The sequence below is a fragment of the Lichenicola sp. GTC18331 genome (genome assembly GCF_055386855.1).
In genome coordinates, this window is sequence record NZ_AP045015.1 from 1369882 (window position 1) to 1390015 (window position 20134).

The following is a 20134-nucleotide window of genomic DNA, read 5'->3' on the forward strand; positions in this document are numbered from 1 at the left end:
TTCGCTCCGCACCCGACGGCCTGCGAACGGATCGATTCAGTCCGAAACACACGGTTTCGCCGGCTCGAGCGATGGTGGCGTGGGAGGTCACGCTTCATGATCGCGGCATCGAGCCAGAAAACGACGACACGCAGATGGAAGGCGGCGCTGACCGCCTTCTGTTTCCTTTCGGCCAGTCCGGCCGCTTTCGCGGATGCGCCCGGCGATCCGCTCTACGGGCCCTACAAGCGGAACGAGGGCATCGAGTATCCGCGCGTGATCCGTCTCGCGCATGCGGGGCGTACGAACGGCACGTTGCTGGCGACGTTCGAGCACACCATGCTGGACGGTTCGCCCGGCTCCCTGGTGATCCGCCGCAGCACCGATGACGGCGCGACGTGGAGCACGGCAGCGACCATTCCCGAGCCGAATCGCTGGCCGACCATGTGGCAGCCTTTCCTGCTGGAACTGCCGAAGCGGATCGGGAAATACCCCGAGGGCACGATCCTTCTGGCGGAGAACTCGTCCGACAAGCCGCGCACGCAGATCTTCCTGTTCAGCAGCGCCGACGAGGGCAGCTCCTGGCAGGAGCAGTCGCTGGTGACCAAGGGCGACGGGGACAAGCGCGGCGTGTGGGAGCCGTTCCTGTTTCTGGACGCGGCCGGCCGGCTGGTGATGTATCTTTCCGACGAGCGGCAGCACGACCGGTATTCGCAGTTCCTCGGCGGCTACGTGTTCGACGAGACGACGAACCGGTTCGACACCGCGCACGAGATCGATCTGGCATCCGGCTCGCCGACGGACCGGCCCGGCATGGTCACGATCGCGCATATTCCCGGTCGCGGCTACATGGCGTCGTTCGAGGTGTGTTCGAGCCTGCGCGTGGCGAATTGCCCCGTACATACCAAATTCTCGCCGGATGGCGTTTCCTGGCCGGAGGGTCTGGGCGATGCCGTGTCGGCGCGCGACGGGCAGGATCCGGCCAACAATCCGTATCTGGTGTGGTCGCCGGTCGGCGGGCGCAACGGGCGCCTGACCATGATCTCGGAATACAGCGCGAACGCGCCCTCCGCGGTGATGCTGATCAACCAGAGCCCGGATTTCCGGCCGGATGCGTGGCAATGGGCGCCGCGCCCGTATCTGCCCGCGCACCGGCAGTACAGCGCCTGCCTGCTGCCGTCTCCGGACGGGATGCGGATGCGCCAGACCGGCGGCAACCGGCCCTTCGTCCTGACCGCCAGCGCCAATGCCGGTGTGCTGCCGTATCGAGATCCGTTCGGCCAGGGTGCGGATGAGGGCTGGCTGGATTTCGGCGGTGCGTGGCGCGTGTCGCGCGAGGCGAGCGCCGGTGTCTACACCGATGCGGGCGGGCCGGGCTCGAAGGCGATCGCGGGACAGACCGGGTGGCGGAACATCGTTCTGTCCAGCGACATCCGGTTGAACCAGCCTGGCCAGGCGGGTGTGCTGGTGCGCGCCTCGAAGCCTGGCATCGGCGCCGATGCGCTCGAGGGGTATTTCATCGGCATCAATTCGGCGACCGGCGTCCTGTTCGGCGGGCGCGAGGATGGCGGCTGGAGCGGGCTCGCTTCTGCGCCGACCAAGCCTCTCGTGACCGGGCACTGGTACAACCTGGCCGTGTCCGCGCATGGTGCCACGTTCCGGGCGGTCTTGCGCGACAAGGCGGACGATGCGGTGCTGGGGCAGATCGTGTTCACCGATGCGCGCTTCGCCACCGGGGCAATCGGGGTGCGGGATTTCAATGCCTCCGCATCCTGGCGCGACGTCAGGGCCGTGGCGGATGGGGTGCCGGAGGTGGGGGCGCCGTAGCGGCCGGCGGACCGGATCGCGGGGTGGCGATCGCCGCCTCCGTCGCGGGATGGCGGCGGCGATCGGTTTCGGATGCGGGGCGATGGGCGTCGCGTGTCCGGCTCGAAGCAACAGGCTGGTTTCGGTTCGGTTTCGGAATAGGATGGCCGTTCCCACACGGGTTGAGGAGGGGCGGCGCTTGGTCTGGCGGGACGAGCCGGTTCCGACGCGGTTGAAGCTGGCCGGGCTCTGGGCTTCGACGGTGTTCTGCTACGTCTACGGCGATTATTTCGGTCTCTACGTGCCGGGCACGGTGCTGGAGATGAACCGGGGCGAGATGGGGCCGCTGGGCCATGCCGGATCGGGCTTGCTGGTCGGGGTTGCGCTGATGATGGCGCTTCCGAGCGCGATGGTGGCGTTGTCGCTGTTGCTGCCGGTGGTGTTGTGCCGTTGGGGCTGCATCGTTCTGGGGCTGGTCTACACGGCGATCATGGGCGTCAGCCTGCCCGGTTCCGCATTGTTCTACCAGGTGATGGGCGCGATCGAGATGGCGCTGACCCTGGCCGTCGCCGTGGTCGCGTTCCGCTGGCCGCGCGGGGCGGTGCGATGACCGGGCGGGGCGTCGCCTCGCCGGGGCGGGCGCGACTGGCCGGCGTGCTGTATCTGGGCACGATCGTCTGCGGGCTGTTCGCCGAACTGGGATCGCGCGATGCCTTGATCGTGGACGGCGATGCGGCGGCGACGGCGCAGGCCCTGCTGGCGCATGCCGCGCTGTTCCGGAGCGGCATCGTCGCCGATCTGGCGATGCTGGCCTGTTATCTCGGCGTGACGGCGCTGTTCCACGACCTGTTCCGGGCGGTGGACCGGGGCGTGTCGCAGATCGCGGCCGTGTTCAGCCTGACGGGCATCGCGGTTCTGGCGTCGAACACGCTTCTGTTGCTGGCGCCGCTGCGTTTGCTGGGGGGATCGGCGTTTCTGGTACCGCTCGGGCTGGCGCAGCGGCAGGCCGCGGCTCTGCTGTGCCTGAGGCTGCATGCCGACGGCTACGCGGTCGGTCTGGTGTTCTTCGGCGGCTACTGCGCGCTGCTCGGCTGGCTGGTCTGGAGAAGCGGGTTCTTGCCTCGGGCCATCGGGGCGCTGATGGGGCTGGCCGGGTTCTGTTATCTGCTGAACAGCCTGTCCGGTCTGGCGGCGCCGGGTCTGGCAAGGGCGCTGTCGCCGCATCTGATGGACCCGACGCTGCTGGGCGAGGCGGCTCTGGCTGTCTGGCTGGTGGCGCGTGGGGTGAAGGCGGGGCCGGTCGCGGGCGGGGCGGGCCGGGGGGCGGCCGCGTAGCAGCGGAGGATACGCGGGCCGGGGCGGTTGCCGTGACAAACTGTGCGCGGGAGTTGCGAATCGTTTTCATTTGCAATAGCTCTGGTCCCGTCACTCCGGGGGCCTGATCCATGACCGCATCCACGAGACGGGCGACGCATGCCGCCGCGCTGGCGCTGGGGCTGATTCCCGCCATCGCTTCCCCTGCCCTGTCGCAGGAGGACGAGATCAGGCCGGAGGGGGCCGAGCAGGTTCAGGTGGTGGGGCAGAAGCGCGGCTTCATGGCGGGCAACGCGTCGTCCGGCACCAAGACGGACACGCCTTTGATCGAGACGCCGCAATCCGTCACCGTGATTCCGCGCGCGCAGTTGACCGAGCAGGATGCGCATACGCTGAACGAGGCGCTGCGCTACACCGCCGGTATCGACACGCAGACGCGCGGTTCGTCCGGCAACCAGTACGACCAGTTCTCGTTCCGCGGTTTCGGCACCATCGGCAGCATCAACAACACCTATCTCGACGGCATGAAGCTGCTGGGGGCGACCTACATCTCACCGCAGATCGACAGCTATGCCGTGGAGCGAATCGAGGTCCTGAAAGGGCCTGCCTCGGTTCTGTATGGGCAGAGCAATCCGGCCGGCCTGATCAACGAGGTTTCGAAATTGCCGACCGCAGCGTCGTATCACGAGATCGGTGTGGAAGGCGGCACGTTCGGGCAGGTGCAAGGCACGGCGGATCTGTCCGGGCCGATCGACCGGCAGGGGCACTGGCTGTATCGGCTGACCGGTCTGGTGCGCAATGGCGGTGCGCAGGTGGACGACGTGAAGCAGCGTCGCGTTCTGGTGCAGCCCTCGATCAGCTGGGTGCCGGATTCCGACACCACGCTGACGGTGCAGGGATTCTACCAGCGCGATCCGTATGGCGGCTATTACGGCGCGTTCCCGTTATCGGGCACGATCCTGGCCAATCCGCGTGGGCAGTTGCCGCGATCCTTCTATGATGGCGACAGCAATTTCGAAAAGTTCGACCGCACCCAGTACGGGATCGGCTACCAGCTTTCGCACCGATTCGGCGAGCATTTTTCAGTCAGGCAGAAATTCCGCTGGCTGCAGGTGAACGGCGATTATCGCAGCGTCTATACCGCCGGTATCGGCTACCAGACCGCGACCTTGCCGGACAATTCCATGCTGTCGCGCGGCATCATCGGTTCGGTGGCCGGAGCCAACACGTTCACGCTGGACAACCAGGCGGTGCTGAGCTGGCGCAGCGGGCCTCTGGCGCATGTGACCCTGGGCGGGATCGACTACCAGAACCAGCAGAGCGCCACGGTTCTGGCCGGGGATTTCAGCGGCAATGGCGCGCCGCCGATCGATATCTGGGCGCCGGTGCACGATCTGCCGGTAAAGCGGCCGCCGGTCTATGGGGACAGCACGCAGAGTTTCGGCCAGCTCGGTTTCTACGCGCAGGACCAGATCAAGCTGGGGCGTCTGGTGATCCTGGGTGGCGGGCGCTTCGATCTGGCCGGGACCGACACGGACAACCGGCTTCTGCGCACGGTATCGAGCCGGTTCGATCGCAAGTTTACCGGGCGCGCTGGCATTCTCTACGAATTCAGCAACGGGATGTCGCCGTATTTCTCGTATTCGCAATCGTTCCAGCCTGTGACGGGCACCGATCTGTACGGCAAAGGGTTCAAGCCGACCACGGGCGAGCAGTACGAGGTCGGTTTGAAATATCAGGTGCCGGGCTGGAACACGTTGCTGACGGCGGCGGCGTTCCAGATCACGCAGAACAATCTGAGTACCACCGATCCGCTGAATCCGCGCAACACGGTGCAGACCGGCCAGGGGCGTTCACGCGGCGTGGAGCTGGAAGCGCATGCGACGCCTCTGCCCGGGCTCGATCTCGTCGGCGCCTACACCTATCTCGACGCGATCTACACGCGCGACAACACCGGCCTGCAGGGCAACGCGTTCCAGGCCGTGCCGAAGAATGCCGCTTCGGGCTGGGTGGATTATACCGTGCAGCGCGGGCGTCTGGCCGGGTTCGGCGGCGGCGGCGGCGTGCGCTTCATCGGGCCGTCCGCCGGCAATGCGGAGAATACGTTGAACATCTCGCAGACGACGCTGGTGGACATGCAGCTGCACTACACGCTGCCGCTGCACCGGCCCGGCGCGCAGGATGCGCAGCTTTACGTGAATGCGACGAACCTGTTCGACCGCACCTATCTGAGTGCGTGCTACGGGCAGCAATGGTGTTTCTACGGTCCGCGCCGGACGGTTCTGGGGGGTGTGCGCTATCATTGGTAGTGCGGAGGGGGAATCTTCTTTTTCTGAAGAAAAAGAAGCAAAAAGACGTCTGTCCGTTTGGGTCGGAGGAGCGGCTCGCGTACTTCAAACGGACAGAAGTTCTTTGGTTCTTTCTTCCAAGAAAGAACGTCTTCTCTAGTTCCCACGCAGATAGCGATCGAACCAGGCGAGGCTGCGCTTCTTGGCGTCGGCCCAGTCGGCGGGGTCGCGCATGCCGTGGCCCTGTCCGGGATAGACCACGAATTCGTTCGGCACGCCGAATGTGCGGAGTGCGTGGATGAATTCCTGTGTTTGCGGCAGCGGACATTCCACATCGGCGTCGCCGACGAAGGCGAAGGTGGGCGTCTTCACCTGACGGATGAAGGTGATGGGCGAGGAGCGCGCGTAGATCTGCGGGTCGTCATAGACGGAGGCGCCGAAGAACGGGATCATCCACTGGTCGATTCCGTTTTCTCCATAGTAACTCTGCCAGTCTGAGATTCCGGCGCCGGCCACCGCGGCGTGGAAGCGGTTGGTCTGGGTGACGGTCCACATAGTCATGTAGCCGCCATAGGAATAGCCCATGATGCCGAGGCGCTTGTCGTTCACCGGCACCGTGCGTTCCACCGCGTCGATCCCGGACAGGATGTCGCGCAGATCGCCATGGCCGAAATCGCGCACATTGCCCTGGGTGAAGGCTTCGCCCTGGCCGAACGAGCCGCGCGGATTGGGCAGGAACACGCGATAGCCGGCCTGGAGCAGGAACAGCGTGAGGTCGCGGTCGTGCAGGAAGCGCGGCTCGTTGGCGGCGGCGGGGCCGCCATGGATGGAGACGATCATCGGGCTCTTGGCGCCGCCCATCTCGTTCGGGAGCGATTTCGGCGAGAGCAGCCAGCCTTGCACCTCGAACTGGTCGGAGCGCCAGGTGATGCTGCGCGCGTCGACCGCCGGTTTGGGACCGTCATTCTCGCGCGTGAGCGGGTGGAAGCGGCCGACCGGGCCTGCGACGAGCTCGGGGGCGGTGGTGAAGTCCTGCTGCACCGCCGCCGCGACGCCGCCGCCGCAGGCGATGCCGAGGCCGCGTGTGGGGCCGCTGAGAGTGACCGGGGCAGAGAACATCGGGCGCGACGGATCGCCGCCGCCGACCAGCGGCAGCAGCTCGGTGTTGGCGCCTGCCAGCACCGTGGCGACGAGGCCGGGCACGGCCGGATCTGCGCTGCATCTCCAGGAGAGGTCGGTGACGCTGCCGCGCAGATTGGGCGACAGGTTCTGCAGCACCGGCTGCGCATTGGTGGGGCCGTCGAGCGAGAGGCGGAACGCGTCGCCGCCCGTGGAGCCGAAATCGCTCATCAGCCCGCCGACGAAGGCGACCGCCTTGCCGTCGGGCGAGACCACCGGATCTGCGAGCTGTTGTTTCTGCGGCGGCGTGTAGAGCACGCGGGCGTTGCCGTTCTCGACCGCGACCAGCTTGGCGGTCCACCAGTTGTTGTCGCCGTTGCCGTGGGCTGCGGTGGCGACGAAGCGGTGCCGTCCTGGCTGAGCCGGATCGGGCTGCCAGTCGTATTCGTAGACGTAGAGGTCGGCGGGGGACTGGAATTCGAGTTTGTTGTCGGCGATCAGGCCGATGCGCTGCTCGTCTTCCTCGACGCCGATCTCTCCGGAGAGTTTCGCGGCGGCCTGTGTGGCGCCGGGTTCCTTGTGTGCGCCGGCGGTGGCGAGCACGGCGAGCGTGCCGTCGGGGCCGTAGCGCAGATCCTGGAGGGTGCCGTCGAAGTCGAGCGCCTTCACGGCGGGGCCGCCTTCGGTGGGGACGACGAAGACGAAGCGGTGCGTCTGCTTGGGCTCGCGCAGCACGAAGGCGATGTGTTTTCCGTTCGGGGCCCAGGCGATGGAGGAGGGCACGCAGGCATTGCCGCTGCAGGGGAGCGGGAGGGTTGTGCCCGTGGAAATGCCGCCCGCGACGGGGTGGAGGCGGATGCTCCAGGCGGGGTCGGCGGCGGGATCGGCGGGTTCGGTGGCTTCCAGCGCCGCGACGGTGGTGCCGTCGGGCGAGACGGCGACGGGGCCGAACAGATGCTGCTGGACGTGCTGGGGCGTGTGCTGAGGGGTGCGCTGCGGGGCGGCCGACGCGATCGCGGGCAGGAGCAGCAGGGGGAGGACCGAGCGGAAGGGCGTGGACATGACCGAACCATGCCGGGCGGGCGGCGAAGCGTCGAGCGGATCGGCGGGGAAATCGGACGAAAACGGCGCCGTCCGGATGAACCGGGCCGGCGCCGTTTCGGGCGGATCGATCAGCGCTTGGGGCTAGTGGCGACGTCGAGCCAGACGGCGAGGAGGAGGATCGTACCTTTCACGATCATCTGCCAGTAGGTGTCGACGCCGAGCATGGACATGCCGTTGTCGAGCGTGGCGATGATGAGGGCGCCGATCAGGGCGCCGAACACGGTGCCGGAGCCGCCGCGCATGGATGTGCCGCCGATGATGCAGGCGGCGATGCAGTCGAGTTCGGCGCCTGTGCCGGCCGAGGGCGAGGCTGCGGCGAGGCGTGCGGTGGTGGCGATGCCGGCGAGTGCTGCCATGGCGCCCATGAGGCCGAACACGGCGAGTTTGACGCCCTGCACGTTGACGCCGGACAGGCGCGTGGCTTCGAGATTGCCGCCGACGGCGTAGATGCGCCGGCCAAACACGGTGCGGCGGGCCATGACGGTGAACAGGCCGAGCAGCACGAGCACGATGAGCACGGGCAGCGGCACGCCGCGATAGGCGTCGAGGATGCCGAAGAAGCCGGCGATGACCACGGCGGCGACGCCGAGCTTGACGAGGTCGGAGGCGAGCGGCGGCACCGGCAGGCCGTACTGGGCGCGCTTGGCGCGTCCGCGCAGGGTGGCTGCGGCGAGGGCGGCGAAGACGAGCACGCCGAGCACGTAGCCTGCGATGTCGGGCAGATAGCTCTGCGCCACGGCGACGAGCGGTGCGGACACGGGGGCGATGGTGACGCCGCCGGTGATGCCGAGCAGCACGCCGCGGAAGGCGAGCATGCCGGCCAGTGTGACGATGAAGGACGGGATGCGCAGATAGGCGACCCAGTAGCCGTTGAAGAGGCCGACGAGGGCGCCGACGACCATGACGACGGGGATGTTGATCCAGAGCGGGACATGGAAGTTGACGTCGAGGATGGCGGCGAGGCCGCCGAGCAGGCCGAGCAGGGAGCCGACGGACAGGTCGATCTCGCCGGAGATGATGATGAACACCATGCCGCTGGCCAGCATGCCGGTGATGGCCATCTGTCGCAGCAGGTTGCTGAGGTTGCGTGCGGTGAGGAAGTCGCCCTGGGTGAGCCAGGTGAACAGCGCCCAGATGATGGCGATCGCGACCACGAGGGCGAGGATCTTGTTGCGTGCGAACAGCGTCTTGATGCGTTCCGCGCGCATGGTGCGGCGCTGATCCGCATCCGCTGCGGCGACGTCTGCCGGGCTGGGCGCGATGGAGGTGGTTTCGGTCATGGTGCTTGGAATTCCGGGCTCGAAGGGCGATCCGTGCGGGGGATGATCAGGACAGGGCGGGGGCGAGGCCTGGCTGTTCGGCCTGTGTCGCGTGACGGGCCGGGGTGATGGCTGCGGCGAGGATGCGTTCCTGGGTGAGGCTGTCGTCGTTGACGAAGTCGCCGCGCAGCTCGCCTTCGCCGATCACCAGCACGCGGTCGCTGATGCCGAGCACCTCGGAGAGTTCGGAGGAGACCATGATGATCGACAGGCCCTCGCGCACCAGGGCGAACATGAGTTTGTAGATCTCGTATTTGGCGCCGACATCGACGCCGCGCGTGGGTTCGTCGAGGATCAGCACGCGCGGGTTGGCGGCGAGCATCTTGGAGATGACGGCTTTCTGCTGGTTGCCGCCGGAGAGGTTGGAGATGGCGAGCAGCGGGCTTGCCGTCTTGATGCGCAGGCGCTGGATGGCGGTGCCGATATCGGAGAATTCGCGGTTCTCGTCGATCAGGCCTGCGGAGGTGAATTCGTCGAGCACGCTGAGCGTGATGTTGTGGCCGACGCCGAGGCCTGGGACGATTCCGTGCGCCTTGCGGTCTTCCGGGACCATGCAGATGCCCTGCCCCACCGCTTCGCGGGGTGTGCGGACGTGAATCCGCTTGCCGTCGAGACGGACCTCGCCGGAATGGGGGCCGCGATAGGCGCCGAACAGGGCGCTGACGAGTTCGGTGCGGCCTGCGCCGACGAGGCCTGCGATGCCGAGGATCTCGCCCTTTCGGAGCGAGAAGCTGACATTGTCGACACGCTTGCGGGCGCGGTTCTCGGGATCGAGGCAGGTGATGCCGATCGCCTCGAACACCACGTCGCCGATCGGATGTTCCTCGCGCGGGAACAGGTTGCTCATGTCGCGGCCGACCATCATGCGGATGATGTCGCCGGTGGTGATGTCGCGCATGGGCGCCTCGCCGATGAAGCGTCCGTCGCGGATCACGGTGACGGTGTCGGCGATCTCCTCGATCTCTTCGAGCTTGTGGGAAATGTAGACGCAGGCGACGCCCTTGGCCTTGAGGTCCTTGACCAGGCGCAGGAGGATGGCGATCTCGCGCTTGGTGAGCGAGGAGGTGGGCTCGTCGAGGATGAGCAGCTTGGCGTTCTTGCTGAGCGCCTTGGCGATCTCGATGAGCTGCTGTTCGCCGCCGGCGTAGTTGGCGACCGGCATGGCCACGTTGATGTGGTTCATGCGCAGCTCGGCCATGAGTTTGGCCGATTCCACATACATGCGGTCGAAATCGATCAGGCCGCCGCGTGTACGGGGTTCGCGTCCGAGGAAGATGTTTTCCGCCACCGAGAGCTGCGGGATCAGCATCAGTTCCTGATGGATGATGACGATGCCGGCGTCTTCGGTTTCGCGGATGGAGGCGGCGCGGAGTTCGGCGCCGTTCCAGAGGATGGTGCCGGTCCATGTGCCGTAGGGGTAAACGGCGGAGAGCACCTTCATCATGGTGGATTTGCCGGCGCCGTTCTCGCCGCACAGGCCGACGCATTCGCCGGGACGGACGCGCAGGTCGATCCCGTCGAGGGCCTTCACGCCGGAAAAGCTTTTGGCGATGCCGTGCATCTCCAGAAGAAAGCCTGACATGCCGTTCACTCCCGCGGCGCTTTGGCACCGGACGCCGTTCATACGCGGCGAGGCGCGCATCCCTCCGGCCTGGGCCGGAGCGGGATGCCACGCGTTCGCGTGTTCTGGATCGAGATGATGTTGTCCGCCGCTTGTTGCCGCGGCGTTTTACGTGCGGATCGGGCGAGAGGCTCGCCGGATGCGTTTCGAAGGCGAAGGGAGCGGCGCCTTCGCGGGATGGTTCCGCGAAGGCGCCGTCCTGCCCGGACCGATGCGGCGCTTACTTGCCGTCGATCTGCGCCTGGGTGAAGTAGCCGTCGGTGACGAGACGGTCGATGTTGCTCTTGGTGAGCGCGATCGGGGTCAGGAGGATGGTGTTCACGTCCTCCGTGCCGTTGTTCATCTTGCTGGTGTAGTTCGGGGTCTTGCCCTTGGCGAGGTCGACGGCCATTTCCGCCGCGGTGGTGGCGATCAGCTTGAGCGGCTTGTAGACCGTCATGGTCTGCGTGCCCTTCTCGATGCGCTGGGCTGCGGCGAGATCGGCGTCCTGTCCGGACACGGCGGTCTTGCCGGCGAGGCCCTGGGCCTGGAGCGCCTGGATGGCGGCGCCGGCCAGCGCGTCGTTGGAGGCGACCACGCCCTGGATGTTGTTGTTGTTGGCGGTCAGCGCGTTTTCCATGATGCCGAGCGCGGTGGTGGGGCTCCATTCCTGGACCCATTGCGAGCCGACGATCTTGATGTCGCCCTTGTCGACCAGCGGCTGAAGCACCTTCATCTGGCCTTCGCGCAGCAGCTTGGCGTTGTTGTCGGTGGGTGCGCCGCCGAGCAGGTAGTAGTTGCCCTTGGGCTGGGCGTTGACGACGCCCTGGGCCTGCATCTCGCCGACGCGGACATTGTCGAACGACACGTAGGCGTCGATCGGGGCGTCGAGGATCAGGCGGTCATAGGAGATGACCTTGATGCCGGCCTGCTTGGCTTCGTTAATGACGTTGGTGAGGGCCTTGCCGTTGAACGGCACGATCACGATCACGTCCATGCCGCGCGAGATGAGGTTCTCGATCTGCGCGTTCTGGCGGCTTTCGCTGGCGTCCGCGGACTGGACGTTCACCGTGGCGCCGAGCTTCTTGGCGGCGGCGACGAAATAGTCGCGGTCATGCGCCCAGCGCTCGAGGCGGAGGTCGTCGATGGAGAAGCCGATCTTGGGGTGGGCGGCATCGGCGAGGGCGTGGCCCGGCACCATCGTGGCACCCATGGCGACCAGACCGAGCGACAGGGCGGCGCCTGCCAGGAGCTTGCGACGGAAAAGCCGACCGGCCTGACCGAACCGGGTGGGGAGTTGCGACACCGAACTGATCCTCCGAAATGCCGGCTGCCGTCGCATGGTGGCGACGGGCCGAGCTTCGCGTCCTGCCCTTTTTGTCCGTCGCGTGACGGGGGGCGGTGACATTGCTCGGACGAAAGCAAATTGCCTCACGTAGCGCAAGAGGCTCGTCGGATGTTCCGTTACGGATGTTCGTCCCATTGCACAAATGCCTCACCGGGCGGTTTTCGCGAGCGTCCTGAGCGGCTTAGCCGGGTTGCAGCGACTCGGAATTGTGCGTCGCACCATTTAGGCGAGCGTGAGCCCGGCCGGGAGGTTCGGCCGCGGGCGAATGATCATATGATTGACGTGCCTCAGAGTTTGCGGCAGGGATCGCGGCGGACGGGGAGTGGCGATGGGCAAGGTCACCGTATTCGAGGTCGCGGCGCAGGCGGGCGTGAGTCTGGCGACGGTGGACCGGGTGCTGAACGGCCGGAAGGGCGTGCGGCAGGCGACCATCGACCGGGTGCAGGCGGCCGTGGACAAGCTCGGCTTCCGGCGCGACGCGTTCGCCGCCGCCCTGGCGACCCGGCGGGTGGAGCGGTTCGTGTTCGTTCTGCCCGATGCCGGCACCAACTCCTTCATGCGCGCCTTGCACGATGCCGTTTCCGCCGCGTCGGCGGCGATGGCGGACCAGCGCGTGTCGATCGCGACGGTGGATTATCCGGCCTTCGACGATGCCGCCCTGGCGGAAACGCTGGCCGGCATCGATCCGGAGCGTTGCCATGGCGTGGCGGTGGTGGCGACGGAGTCGCCCGCCGTGCGGCGCGAGATCGATCTGCTGGCCGAGCGCGGCGTGGCGGTGGTGACGCTGGTGTCGGACGTGTCGCCGTCGCGCCGGGCGCGGTTCCTGGGCATCGACAACACGGCGGCCGGGCGTGTGGCGGCCTCTCTGATCGGGCGGATGTCGCCGGCGCGGCCGGGTGCCGTGGCGCTGCTGGTGGGGCGGATGACGCTGCACGATCATGCCGACCGGCGGCTCGGGTTCGAGCAGGTGCTGCGACGCGAGTTTCCGCATCTGGCGCTGTTGCCGACGGCGGAAACGCTGGACGACAGCGCCGTTTCCGAGCCGCTGATGCGGGGGATCCTGGCCGAGCGGCCGGATCTGGTGGCGGTCTACAGCGCCGGGGCCGGCAACCGGGGCATCATTGCCGCTCTGCGTGCGGATGGGCGCCTGCCCGCCCCCGTGGTGGTGGCGCACGAATTGTCGGCGCATGCGCGCGATGCGCTGTTGTCCGGCCTCTTCACCGCCGTTCTGCACCAGGACCAGGAGCAGGAGGTGGAGGATGCGATCTCCGCCCTGCGCGGTCTGGCGCACGGCGTTCCGGGTCGGCCGATCAAGCCGATGCGGTTGCAGATCTTCCTCAGGGACAACGTTCCCTAAGACGGGAAAAGGGACGACCATGACCGAGACCTTGTTCAGCGCGATGCCGACCGTGCGCTACGGCGGCCCGGACTCCAGCGATCCGCTGGAATATCGCTACTACGACGCCGACCGCGTGGTGCTGGGGCGCACCTTGCGCGAGCATCTGCGCTTCGCCGTCGCCTATTGGCACAGCCTGGCGATGAACGGCGCCGATCCGTTCGGCGCGCCAACGCTGCATCGCCCGTGGATGCACCATGCCGACCCGATGCAGGGTGCGCGCGACAAGGCGGATGCGGCGTTCGACCTGTTTCGCGTTCTCGACGTGCCGTTCTACAGCTTCCATGATCGCGACGTCGCGCCGGATGCCGAGGATCTGCGCGGGTCTCTGCGCAACTTCCACGAGATGGTCGATTATCTCGGGCGGAAGATGGAGGGCAGCAAGACGAAGCTGCTGTGGGGCACGGCCAATCTGTTCTCGCATCCGCGCTTCATGGCCGGGGCCGCGACCAATCCCGATCCGGACGTGTTCGCGTTCAGCGCCGCGACCGTGAAGAGCTGCATGGATGCGACCAGGACGCTCGGCGGCGCCAACTACGTTCTGTGGGGCGGTCGCGAGGGCTACGAGACTCTGCTGAACACCGATCTGACGCAGGAGCTGGACCAGCTCGGGCGGTTCCTGAATCTCGTCGTGGAATACAAGCACAAGATCGGGTTCGAGGGTCAAATCCTGATCGAGCCGAAGCCGAAGGAGCCGTCGGCGCACCAGTACGATTTCGACACCGCGACGGTGTACGGCTTCCTGCAGCGCTACAAGCTGCTGGGCGAGGTGAAGCTGAACCTGGAAGCGAATCACGCGCTGCTGGCCGGGCACAGCTTCGAGCACGAGATCGCGATGGCGGCCGGATTCGGCATTCTGGGGTCTCTGGACATCAACCGTGGCGACCCGCTGCTGGGCTGGGACACCGACCAGTTCCCGAGCAGCCTGCAGGATACGGCGATGGCGCTGTATCACGTGATCCGCTCCGGCGGTCTGGGCCTGGGCGGCTGCAATTTCGACGCGAAGATCCGTCGCCAGTCGATCGATCCGGCCGATCTGGTGCATGCGCATGTGGGCGGCATGGACCATTGCGCGCGGGCGTTCCTGATCGCGGCGACGATGATCGAGGATGGCCGTCTGGAGGGGGCGCTGAAGCAGCGCTACGCCGGCTGGCAGCAGCCCGGTGCGCAGGCGATGCTGAACGGCAACGCGACGCTGGAGTCGATCGCGGCCGAGGCGGAGGAGCGCAATCTGGCGCCGCAGCCGCGTTCGGGTGGGCAGGAGCGGTTGGAGAACCTGGTTTCGCGGTTCTTCTGAGGGGTGTTCCAGGGCTCTGCCCTGGACCCGCCAAAGGGCGGTCGCCCTTTGGAAACCCGGTTGACTAACAATGGGGTTCCAAGGGCGACTGCCCTTGGCGGGGTCCAGGGGCAGAGCCCCGGGTCTTGAACCAATCCCCTCCCCTGCGTTCTCCTTTCCTTTGCGGGAGGACGATCATTGCCGGAGGGACATAGCGTCAGGCGCTTGGCCGACGCTTTCGTGGCACGGTTCGAGGGGCAGCGTGTCGCGGCATCGAGCCCGCAGGGGCGGTTCGCGGACGGCGCCGCGCTCCTCGACGGGCTGACGCTGTCGGCGGTCGATGCGCATGGCAAGCACATGTTCCTGCGCTTCGGCGATGCCGTCTGGCTGCGCGTGCATCTGGGCATGTACGGGATGTGGCGGTTCCACGGCGAGGGGCTGGCCGGATTCGGGCGCGAAAGCGTGGTGCTGTCGGATGCGTCGGCGCCGGAGGCGTATCCGCCGGCGCCGATGGGGGCTGTGCGTCTGCGTCTGGATACCGGGCGCAACGTGGCGGATCTGAGCGGGCCTTCGGCGTGCATGCTGATGACGCCCGAGGAGCACGATGCATTCGTGGCGGGCCTGGGCGAGGACCCGTTGCGCGCGGATGCCGATCCCGACAAGGCTTTTGCGAAGATCGCCGCGTCGCGCATGCCGATCGCTGCGTTGCTGATGCGGCAGGATATCGTGGCCGGGATCGGCAATATCTATCGTGCCGATCTGTTGTTCCGGGCGCGTCTGGAGCCGCACAAGCCGGGGCGCGATCTGTCGCGTGCGGACTGGGATGGTTTGTGGCGGGATGCGGGGGATCTGCTGCGCGAGGGCGTGCGTCTGGGGCGGATCGTGTGCACGCGGCCGGAGGATCGGCCGAAGCGGAAGGGGCCGGTGCGGCGGGAGGATTCGTTCTACGTGGCGCATCGTGCGGGATTGCCGTGCCGTGTGTGCGGGACGGCGGTGCGGTCGGAGACGATGGCGGGGCGGATGTTGTTCTGGTGCGAACGGTGTCAGGTGGGGTGACGGTGGTCGGCTAGGCGACGATGTCGACATCGCCGAGCGGGTAAGTATTGCCGTTGATGATCGCGTCGATGCGATGGCGGCCGGGGAAATGGCGTCGTGTCGTCATGGCGACGACGGAGATCCTGGCGTTCAGAACGATCTTCTCGCCGGGCTCGATGCTGCGTGCGCCGAGCTTGAAGATCTTCGGGCGCGTGCTGCCGTTGGCTTTGACGTAGTGCACGGCGTTGCCGATCAGGAGATGCTGTGTTTTCTGGGCTGTGCTTTCGATCTCGAACGAGACGCGGACGGTCTCGCCGAGCGCGATGCGTTGCGGAGCGATGCCGAGGCAGGTGACGCGCGCCGCCGTCTGCTCCGAACCGCCGAGGATGCGGATGGCGTCCTTGTCGCCGACCTTGATCCAGGAGCAGGGAGCGCAAGGCATGGCGGTTCCTCTAAGCGAGATGCGCACGGTGCGCCTTTCGACCAGCGACGGCATGTTCCGAGGACTACAGGTAAATTGTCCTTGGCGATGTCGTTCATTTTGTTTGTGATGGGGAGCGCACTTAGAGGAGGGAATTGTCCTTGAGCCGTTCGTGGATTAGCATCTGGTTTCTCCAATATGCTTCCAGACCTGATCAGGAAAGAAGCTGAGGCATTCCGGGTGATTCATAACGCTAGGAATGATGAACACGGCACCAAAAGAGTGTGAACATGTCGAACGTCGGCAACATCATCGTCGGTAAGAAAGAATGCTATAATATTTAAATCACTCTCTGCAGCTATTGTCTGAAATTGTTACGAAGAACAAACGAATGTCTTAATTTGATATATTGACTACAATATAACCAATATATTATGATAATCAATATAATAATTCGGGAACTCTAGACGTTAGAGCAGACTTTACTGCTTTGGGTATCTTTGAATCTTATTGCTCTCACCAATACGAATAGGCTTGACTGTGTCCCCAAAAGACCTCAAACACGTAGATATGTTTTGACAAATCACAATCTCCTACTCTGCGATATGAGGCCGAAATGGACTGGATGACTATATCTGACATATTTAAAACAGAAAGAGCAGGAGACGATGACTACTCAAGTATTGCTGAATACTTCGTAATATTCACTTTTCTTATTGCCTTAGTAATCTCTATACTCTTTGGTTTAGGAGAACTTCTTGACGGGAGTAAATCCAAGATTCGCACCTTTGTCATAAGCAAGCTGGAAAGTCGGCAAAAGGAATTAATCACCGAAAATAATCAAGAATCACAGAAAAAGTTAGATGATTCTATAGCCTATGGACAGAAAACAAAAAATCGCGCATCACTATGTTATAAGTGGGCAGATGTATATTTTAAGTCACTGGCATGGCTTGCCATAGTATCTTTTTTTATTAAGACAATCTCTAAAACGTCGTCGATATCCGAACAGGTTGCTTGTACTGTTGTGGCATTTATTTCGTTCTTTGTTTGGGCAGTTTTTGGCTATACTAGAATGGCCTGGTTTTTGTCAATACCGTCTCAGCTCTTTATAATGAGAAGAGGTGTTAATAAAATCTATTTATTGGTCCCCATTGTGATTGCTGGAATTGTGGTCGAATTTTTTGCCATATGGGCAATGATCCTCATCATAGATGCGCTAATGAGTAAATGAGTTGTATTGATATAACTATGGTTATTATTTGAGTTCTCCAAATACACGCCAGCCTTGCGCTGCATCTGTATATAAACTCAAATTCTTTCTACTCAAAGTTAGGCCAGTGTTATCGACATATGAAAAGGCGTCGGCGGGGTCGAGCGGTTGGAGCGCGGCGAGTGTGGCGAGGAGGCCCAGGGGGCGGACGGGTTCGATGATCAGGCGGTCGCCGTCGCGCCGAGCACGTCGGTAGGGCGTTTCTCGTTTCGGAAGCCCTCAAGCACGTTTTGCTTCCAATGCCGCGAGTTCGATCTTCATACGGCGATGCTTCTCGTAGCCGATCAGCATCTCCCAAGAAGCCTTCGGTATGCATCTCTGGGAGATTTCGACGGAGGCGTGCACGAAAGCTCTTGTCGTTCTGGCCGCTGTCGTTCTGGCCGCGCCTCCGCGCCATCTCCGCCGCATTCGATAGAGCTCTCTCACTGCTATCTCCATGCTGATCACTAAGCATGACACCGGCTAGCGGTAAGGGCCAAGGGCAGGTTTCAGAACAAGTCGGAAGGGGGTCTGGGGCCTCTAGGCCCCAGCGGGTCCAGGGCAGCGCCCTGGGTCTTCCTACAAAAAAGAGATCGGATCGACGTCCACGTCGACGATGACGGAGCGGGGGGACGGGGTGGTTTGGCGCCATTGGTGGAGCCAGTGGGCGAGGATGGGTTGGACGGCGGTGTCGCGTCGGGTTCTGAGCAGGAGGCGGCGGCGGTGGCGGCCGCGGAGGATGGCGAGGGGGGCCGGGGCCGGGCCGAGCACCTCGATGCCGTCGCCGCGCGGGGCGCAGCGTCCGAGGGTGTTGGCGGCGTGGTCCGCGTCCGTGGCGCTGTCGGCGGAGACGATCAGGGCGGCGAGGCGGCCGTAGGGGGGCCAGTGTCCGGGGCGTCGTTCGGCGGCTTCGCGCTGCATGAAGCGGCCGAAATCGTTGGCGACGAGGGCCTGCATGACGGGGTGTTCGGGGGTGTAGGTCTGCAGCAGCACCTGGCCCGGGGCCTGGGCGCGGCCTGCGCGGCCTGCGACCTGATGCAGCAGCTGCACCGTGCGTTCCGCGGCGCGGAGATCGCCGCCGCCGAGGCCGAGATCGGCGTCGACCACGCCGACCAGGGTGAGTCCCGGGAAGTGCCAGCCTTTGGCGACGATCTGTGTGCCGATCACCAGATCCACCTCGCGGTCGGCGATACGTCGCACGGCTTCTGCGGCGGATTTGGGGCCCGGCAGGGTGTCGGAGGCCATGACGAGGATGCGCGCGTCGGGGAAGGTTTCGCGGGCTTCCTCGGTGATGCGTTCCACGCCGGGGCCGATCGGGGTGAGGCTGTTCTCGGCCTGGCATTCGGGGCAGTGGACGGGGACGGCTTCTATGTGGCCGCAATGATGGCAGCAGAGCTGCTTGCGGGCGCGGTGCTCCACCAGCCAGGCGGTGCAGTTCGGACAGGAGATGCGGTGGCCGCATGTGCGGCACAAAGTGAGCGGTGCGTAGCCGCGCCGGTTGAGGAACAGCATTGCCTGTTCGCCTGCGCGCATGGTGTCGGCAGCGGCCTGGATCAGGCGTGGACTGAGGAAGCGGCCGCGCTCGGGCGGGAATTCGCGCATGTCGATGGCGGACACGGTGGGCAGGCGTGCGCCGCCGTGACGGGACAGCAGCGTGAGGTGGCGGTAGCGGCCCTGCTCGACGTTGTGCAGGGTTTCCAGGCTGGGCGTGGCGGAAACGAGCACGGCGGGGGCGCTGGCGAGGCGTGCGCGGACCACGGCCATGTCGCGTGCGTGGTATGTGACGCCGTCTTCCTGCTTGAAGGCGGTCTCGTGTTCCTCGTCGACGATGACGAGGCCGAGATCGGGAAAGGGCAGGAACAGGGCGGAGCGTGCGCCGACCACGACCGGGGCCTCGCCGTTGGCGACGGCGCGCCATGTGACGCGGCGTCGCGCGGAGCCGAGATCGGAATGCCAGATCGCGGGTTCGGCGCCGAAACGGCGTGTGAACCGCTGCAGCCATTGCGAGGAGAGCGCGATCTCGGGGAGCAGCACCAGGGCCTGTCGCCCGTCGGCGATGCAGGCGGCGATGGCCTCGAGATAGGTTTCGGTCTTGCCCGATCCCGTGACGCCGTCGAGCAGCACCGGCTGGAAACGGCGTGCGCGGACCATTCCAGCGAGGGTCTCGGCGACGCTTGCCTGGTTGGGGGACAGGTCGGGGGTCTGGTGGTCGATATCGGGCAGGGCGAAGGGGGCGGGCTGGTCGATCGGGGTTTCGCGCAGCAGGCCGAGCGTGCCCATGGAGCGGATGACGCCGGAGGAGACGCCGGCGTCGCGTGCGAGTTCGGCTGTGGGGCGCGGGCGTCCGTCGGCCAGCGCGGCGAGGACGCGCGTGCGTGCCGGGGTGTCGCGTGCGACGGCCTCGTTGCTGCCGGAGCGGACCCAGCCGAGCAGCACGGTTTCGGGTTTCACCGAATGGGCCCGCATGGCCATGGCGAGCACGAGGCCGGGTGGGGACAGTGTGTAGGCGGCGACCCAGTCGACGAAGCGGCGCAGCGTGCGCGGGATCGGCGGGCCGTCCATGCGGGCGGTGACGGGTTTGAGCTTGTGTGCGGGGACCGGCGGGGCGCCTTCGGTGGCGAGGCCGTCCGGGAGGCCGGGATCGTCCCAGACCACGCCGAGTTCCGCGCGTCGGTTGAGGGGGACCAGCACGATGTCGCCGGGTTGGAGATCGAGCTCGGGCGGGCGGAGATAATCGAACGGGCCTGCGAACGGATAGGGCAGCAGCACGGGAACGCGCTCGGCGGGGCGATCCGCCGATGCGACGGAACCGCTTGCCGGTGCGTTGGCGGAGGGCGTAACGGCGTCGGGGCGCGTGGGACGCTTCGGGGACAGGGT

Annotated in this window: 14 protein-coding genes; 8 read left to right on the top strand and 6 right to left on the bottom strand. The window is 65.5% G+C overall.

Annotated elements, in window-relative coordinates; translation table 11 throughout:
* Window positions 1–96 precede the first annotated feature (96 nt).
* From ACZ5BM_RS06360 to ACZ5BM_RS06375, 4 genes are all read left to right on the top strand, one after another.
* Complete coding sequence (locus tag ACZ5BM_RS06360; protein WP_498910706.1) at window positions 97–1806, top strand: hypothetical protein; 1710 nt, start codon at window positions 97–99, stop codon at window positions 1804–1806.
* Between the two features lie 142 nt (window positions 1807–1948).
* Complete coding sequence (locus ACZ5BM_RS06365) at window positions 1949–2395, top strand: DUF6326 family protein (protein ID WP_498910708.1); 447 nt, start codon at window positions 1949–1951, stop codon at window positions 2393–2395.
* Entirely contained in the window at window positions 2392–3120 is a 729-nt protein-coding gene (locus ACZ5BM_RS06370) for a DUF4386 domain-containing protein (RefSeq protein WP_498910710.1), read from the top strand. The genes ACZ5BM_RS06365 and ACZ5BM_RS06370 overlap by 4 nt, the downstream gene beginning before the upstream one ends.
* Window positions 3121–3230: 110 nt before the next feature.
* On the top strand, window positions 3231–5408 hold the full coding sequence (locus tag ACZ5BM_RS06375; RefSeq protein ID WP_498910712.1) for a TonB-dependent siderophore receptor: 2178 nt from the start codon (window positions 3231–3233) through the stop codon (window positions 5406–5408).
* Between the two features lie 135 nt (window positions 5409–5543).
* Here ACZ5BM_RS06375 and ACZ5BM_RS06380 read toward each other — a convergent pair whose 3' ends face one another.
* From ACZ5BM_RS06380 to xylF, 4 genes are all read right to left on the bottom strand, one after another.
* Entirely contained in the window at window positions 5544–7568 is a 2025-nt protein-coding gene (locus ACZ5BM_RS06380) for an alpha/beta hydrolase family protein (RefSeq protein WP_498910714.1), read from the bottom strand.
* 110 nt (window positions 7569–7678) lie between these two features.
* Complete coding sequence (locus ACZ5BM_RS06385) at window positions 7679–8890, bottom strand: sugar ABC transporter permease (RefSeq protein ID WP_498910716.1); 1212 nt, start codon at window positions 8888–8890, stop codon at window positions 7679–7681.
* A 46-nt stretch (window positions 8891–8936) separates the two neighbouring features.
* Window positions 8937–10511, bottom strand: coding sequence for a xylose ABC transporter ATP-binding protein (locus ACZ5BM_RS06390; RefSeq protein ID WP_498910718.1), 1575 nt, complete (start codon window positions 10509–10511; stop codon window positions 8937–8939).
* Between the two features lie 259 nt (window positions 10512–10770).
* Window positions 10771–11835, bottom strand: a complete 1065-nt coding sequence (xylF, locus tag ACZ5BM_RS06395; RefSeq protein ID WP_498910720.1) for a sugar ABC transporter substrate-binding protein — start codon at window positions 11833–11835, stop codon at window positions 10771–10773.
* 370 nt (window positions 11836–12205) lie between these two features.
* Here xylF and ACZ5BM_RS06400 point away from each other — a divergent pair, with 370 nt between their 5' ends.
* The 3 genes from ACZ5BM_RS06400 (at window position 12206) to ACZ5BM_RS06410 (ending at window position 15605) form a co-directional block, all read left to right on the top strand.
* Window positions 12206–13234, top strand: a complete 1029-nt coding sequence (locus ACZ5BM_RS06400; RefSeq protein ID WP_498910722.1) for a LacI family DNA-binding transcriptional regulator — start codon at window positions 12206–12208, stop codon at window positions 13232–13234.
* Between the two features lie 19 nt (window positions 13235–13253).
* On the top strand, window positions 13254–14570 hold the full coding sequence (gene xylA, locus ACZ5BM_RS06405; protein WP_498910724.1) for a xylose isomerase: 1317 nt from the start codon (window positions 13254–13256) through the stop codon (window positions 14568–14570).
* A 177-nt stretch (window positions 14571–14747) separates the two neighbouring features.
* Window positions 14748–15605: an Fpg/Nei family DNA glycosylase gene (locus ACZ5BM_RS06410; RefSeq protein WP_498910726.1), complete on the top strand. Its 858-nt coding sequence runs from the start codon at window positions 14748–14750 to the stop codon at window positions 15603–15605.
* Window positions 15606–15615: 10 nt separating this feature from the next.
* Here ACZ5BM_RS06410 and ACZ5BM_RS06415 read toward each other — a convergent pair whose 3' ends face one another.
* A complete protein-coding gene (locus ACZ5BM_RS06415) occupies window positions 15616–16026 on the bottom strand; it encodes a YhaZ family DNA alkylation repair protein (RefSeq protein WP_498910728.1) in 411 nt (136 codons plus the stop codon).
* Between the two features lie 595 nt (window positions 16027–16621).
* Here ACZ5BM_RS06415 and ACZ5BM_RS06420 point away from each other — a divergent pair.
* A complete protein-coding gene (locus ACZ5BM_RS06420; RefSeq protein WP_498910730.1) occupies window positions 16622–17239 on the top strand; it encodes a hypothetical protein in 618 nt (205 codons plus the stop codon).
* 597 nt (window positions 17240–17836) lie between these two features.
* Here the strand turns inward: ACZ5BM_RS06420 and ACZ5BM_RS06425 are convergent.
* Window positions 17837–20131 (bottom strand): primosomal protein N', encoded by a 2295-nt coding sequence (locus tag ACZ5BM_RS06425; protein ID WP_498911523.1) that lies wholly within the window; start codon window positions 20129–20131, stop codon window positions 17837–17839.
* Window positions 20132–20134 lie beyond the last annotated feature (3 nt).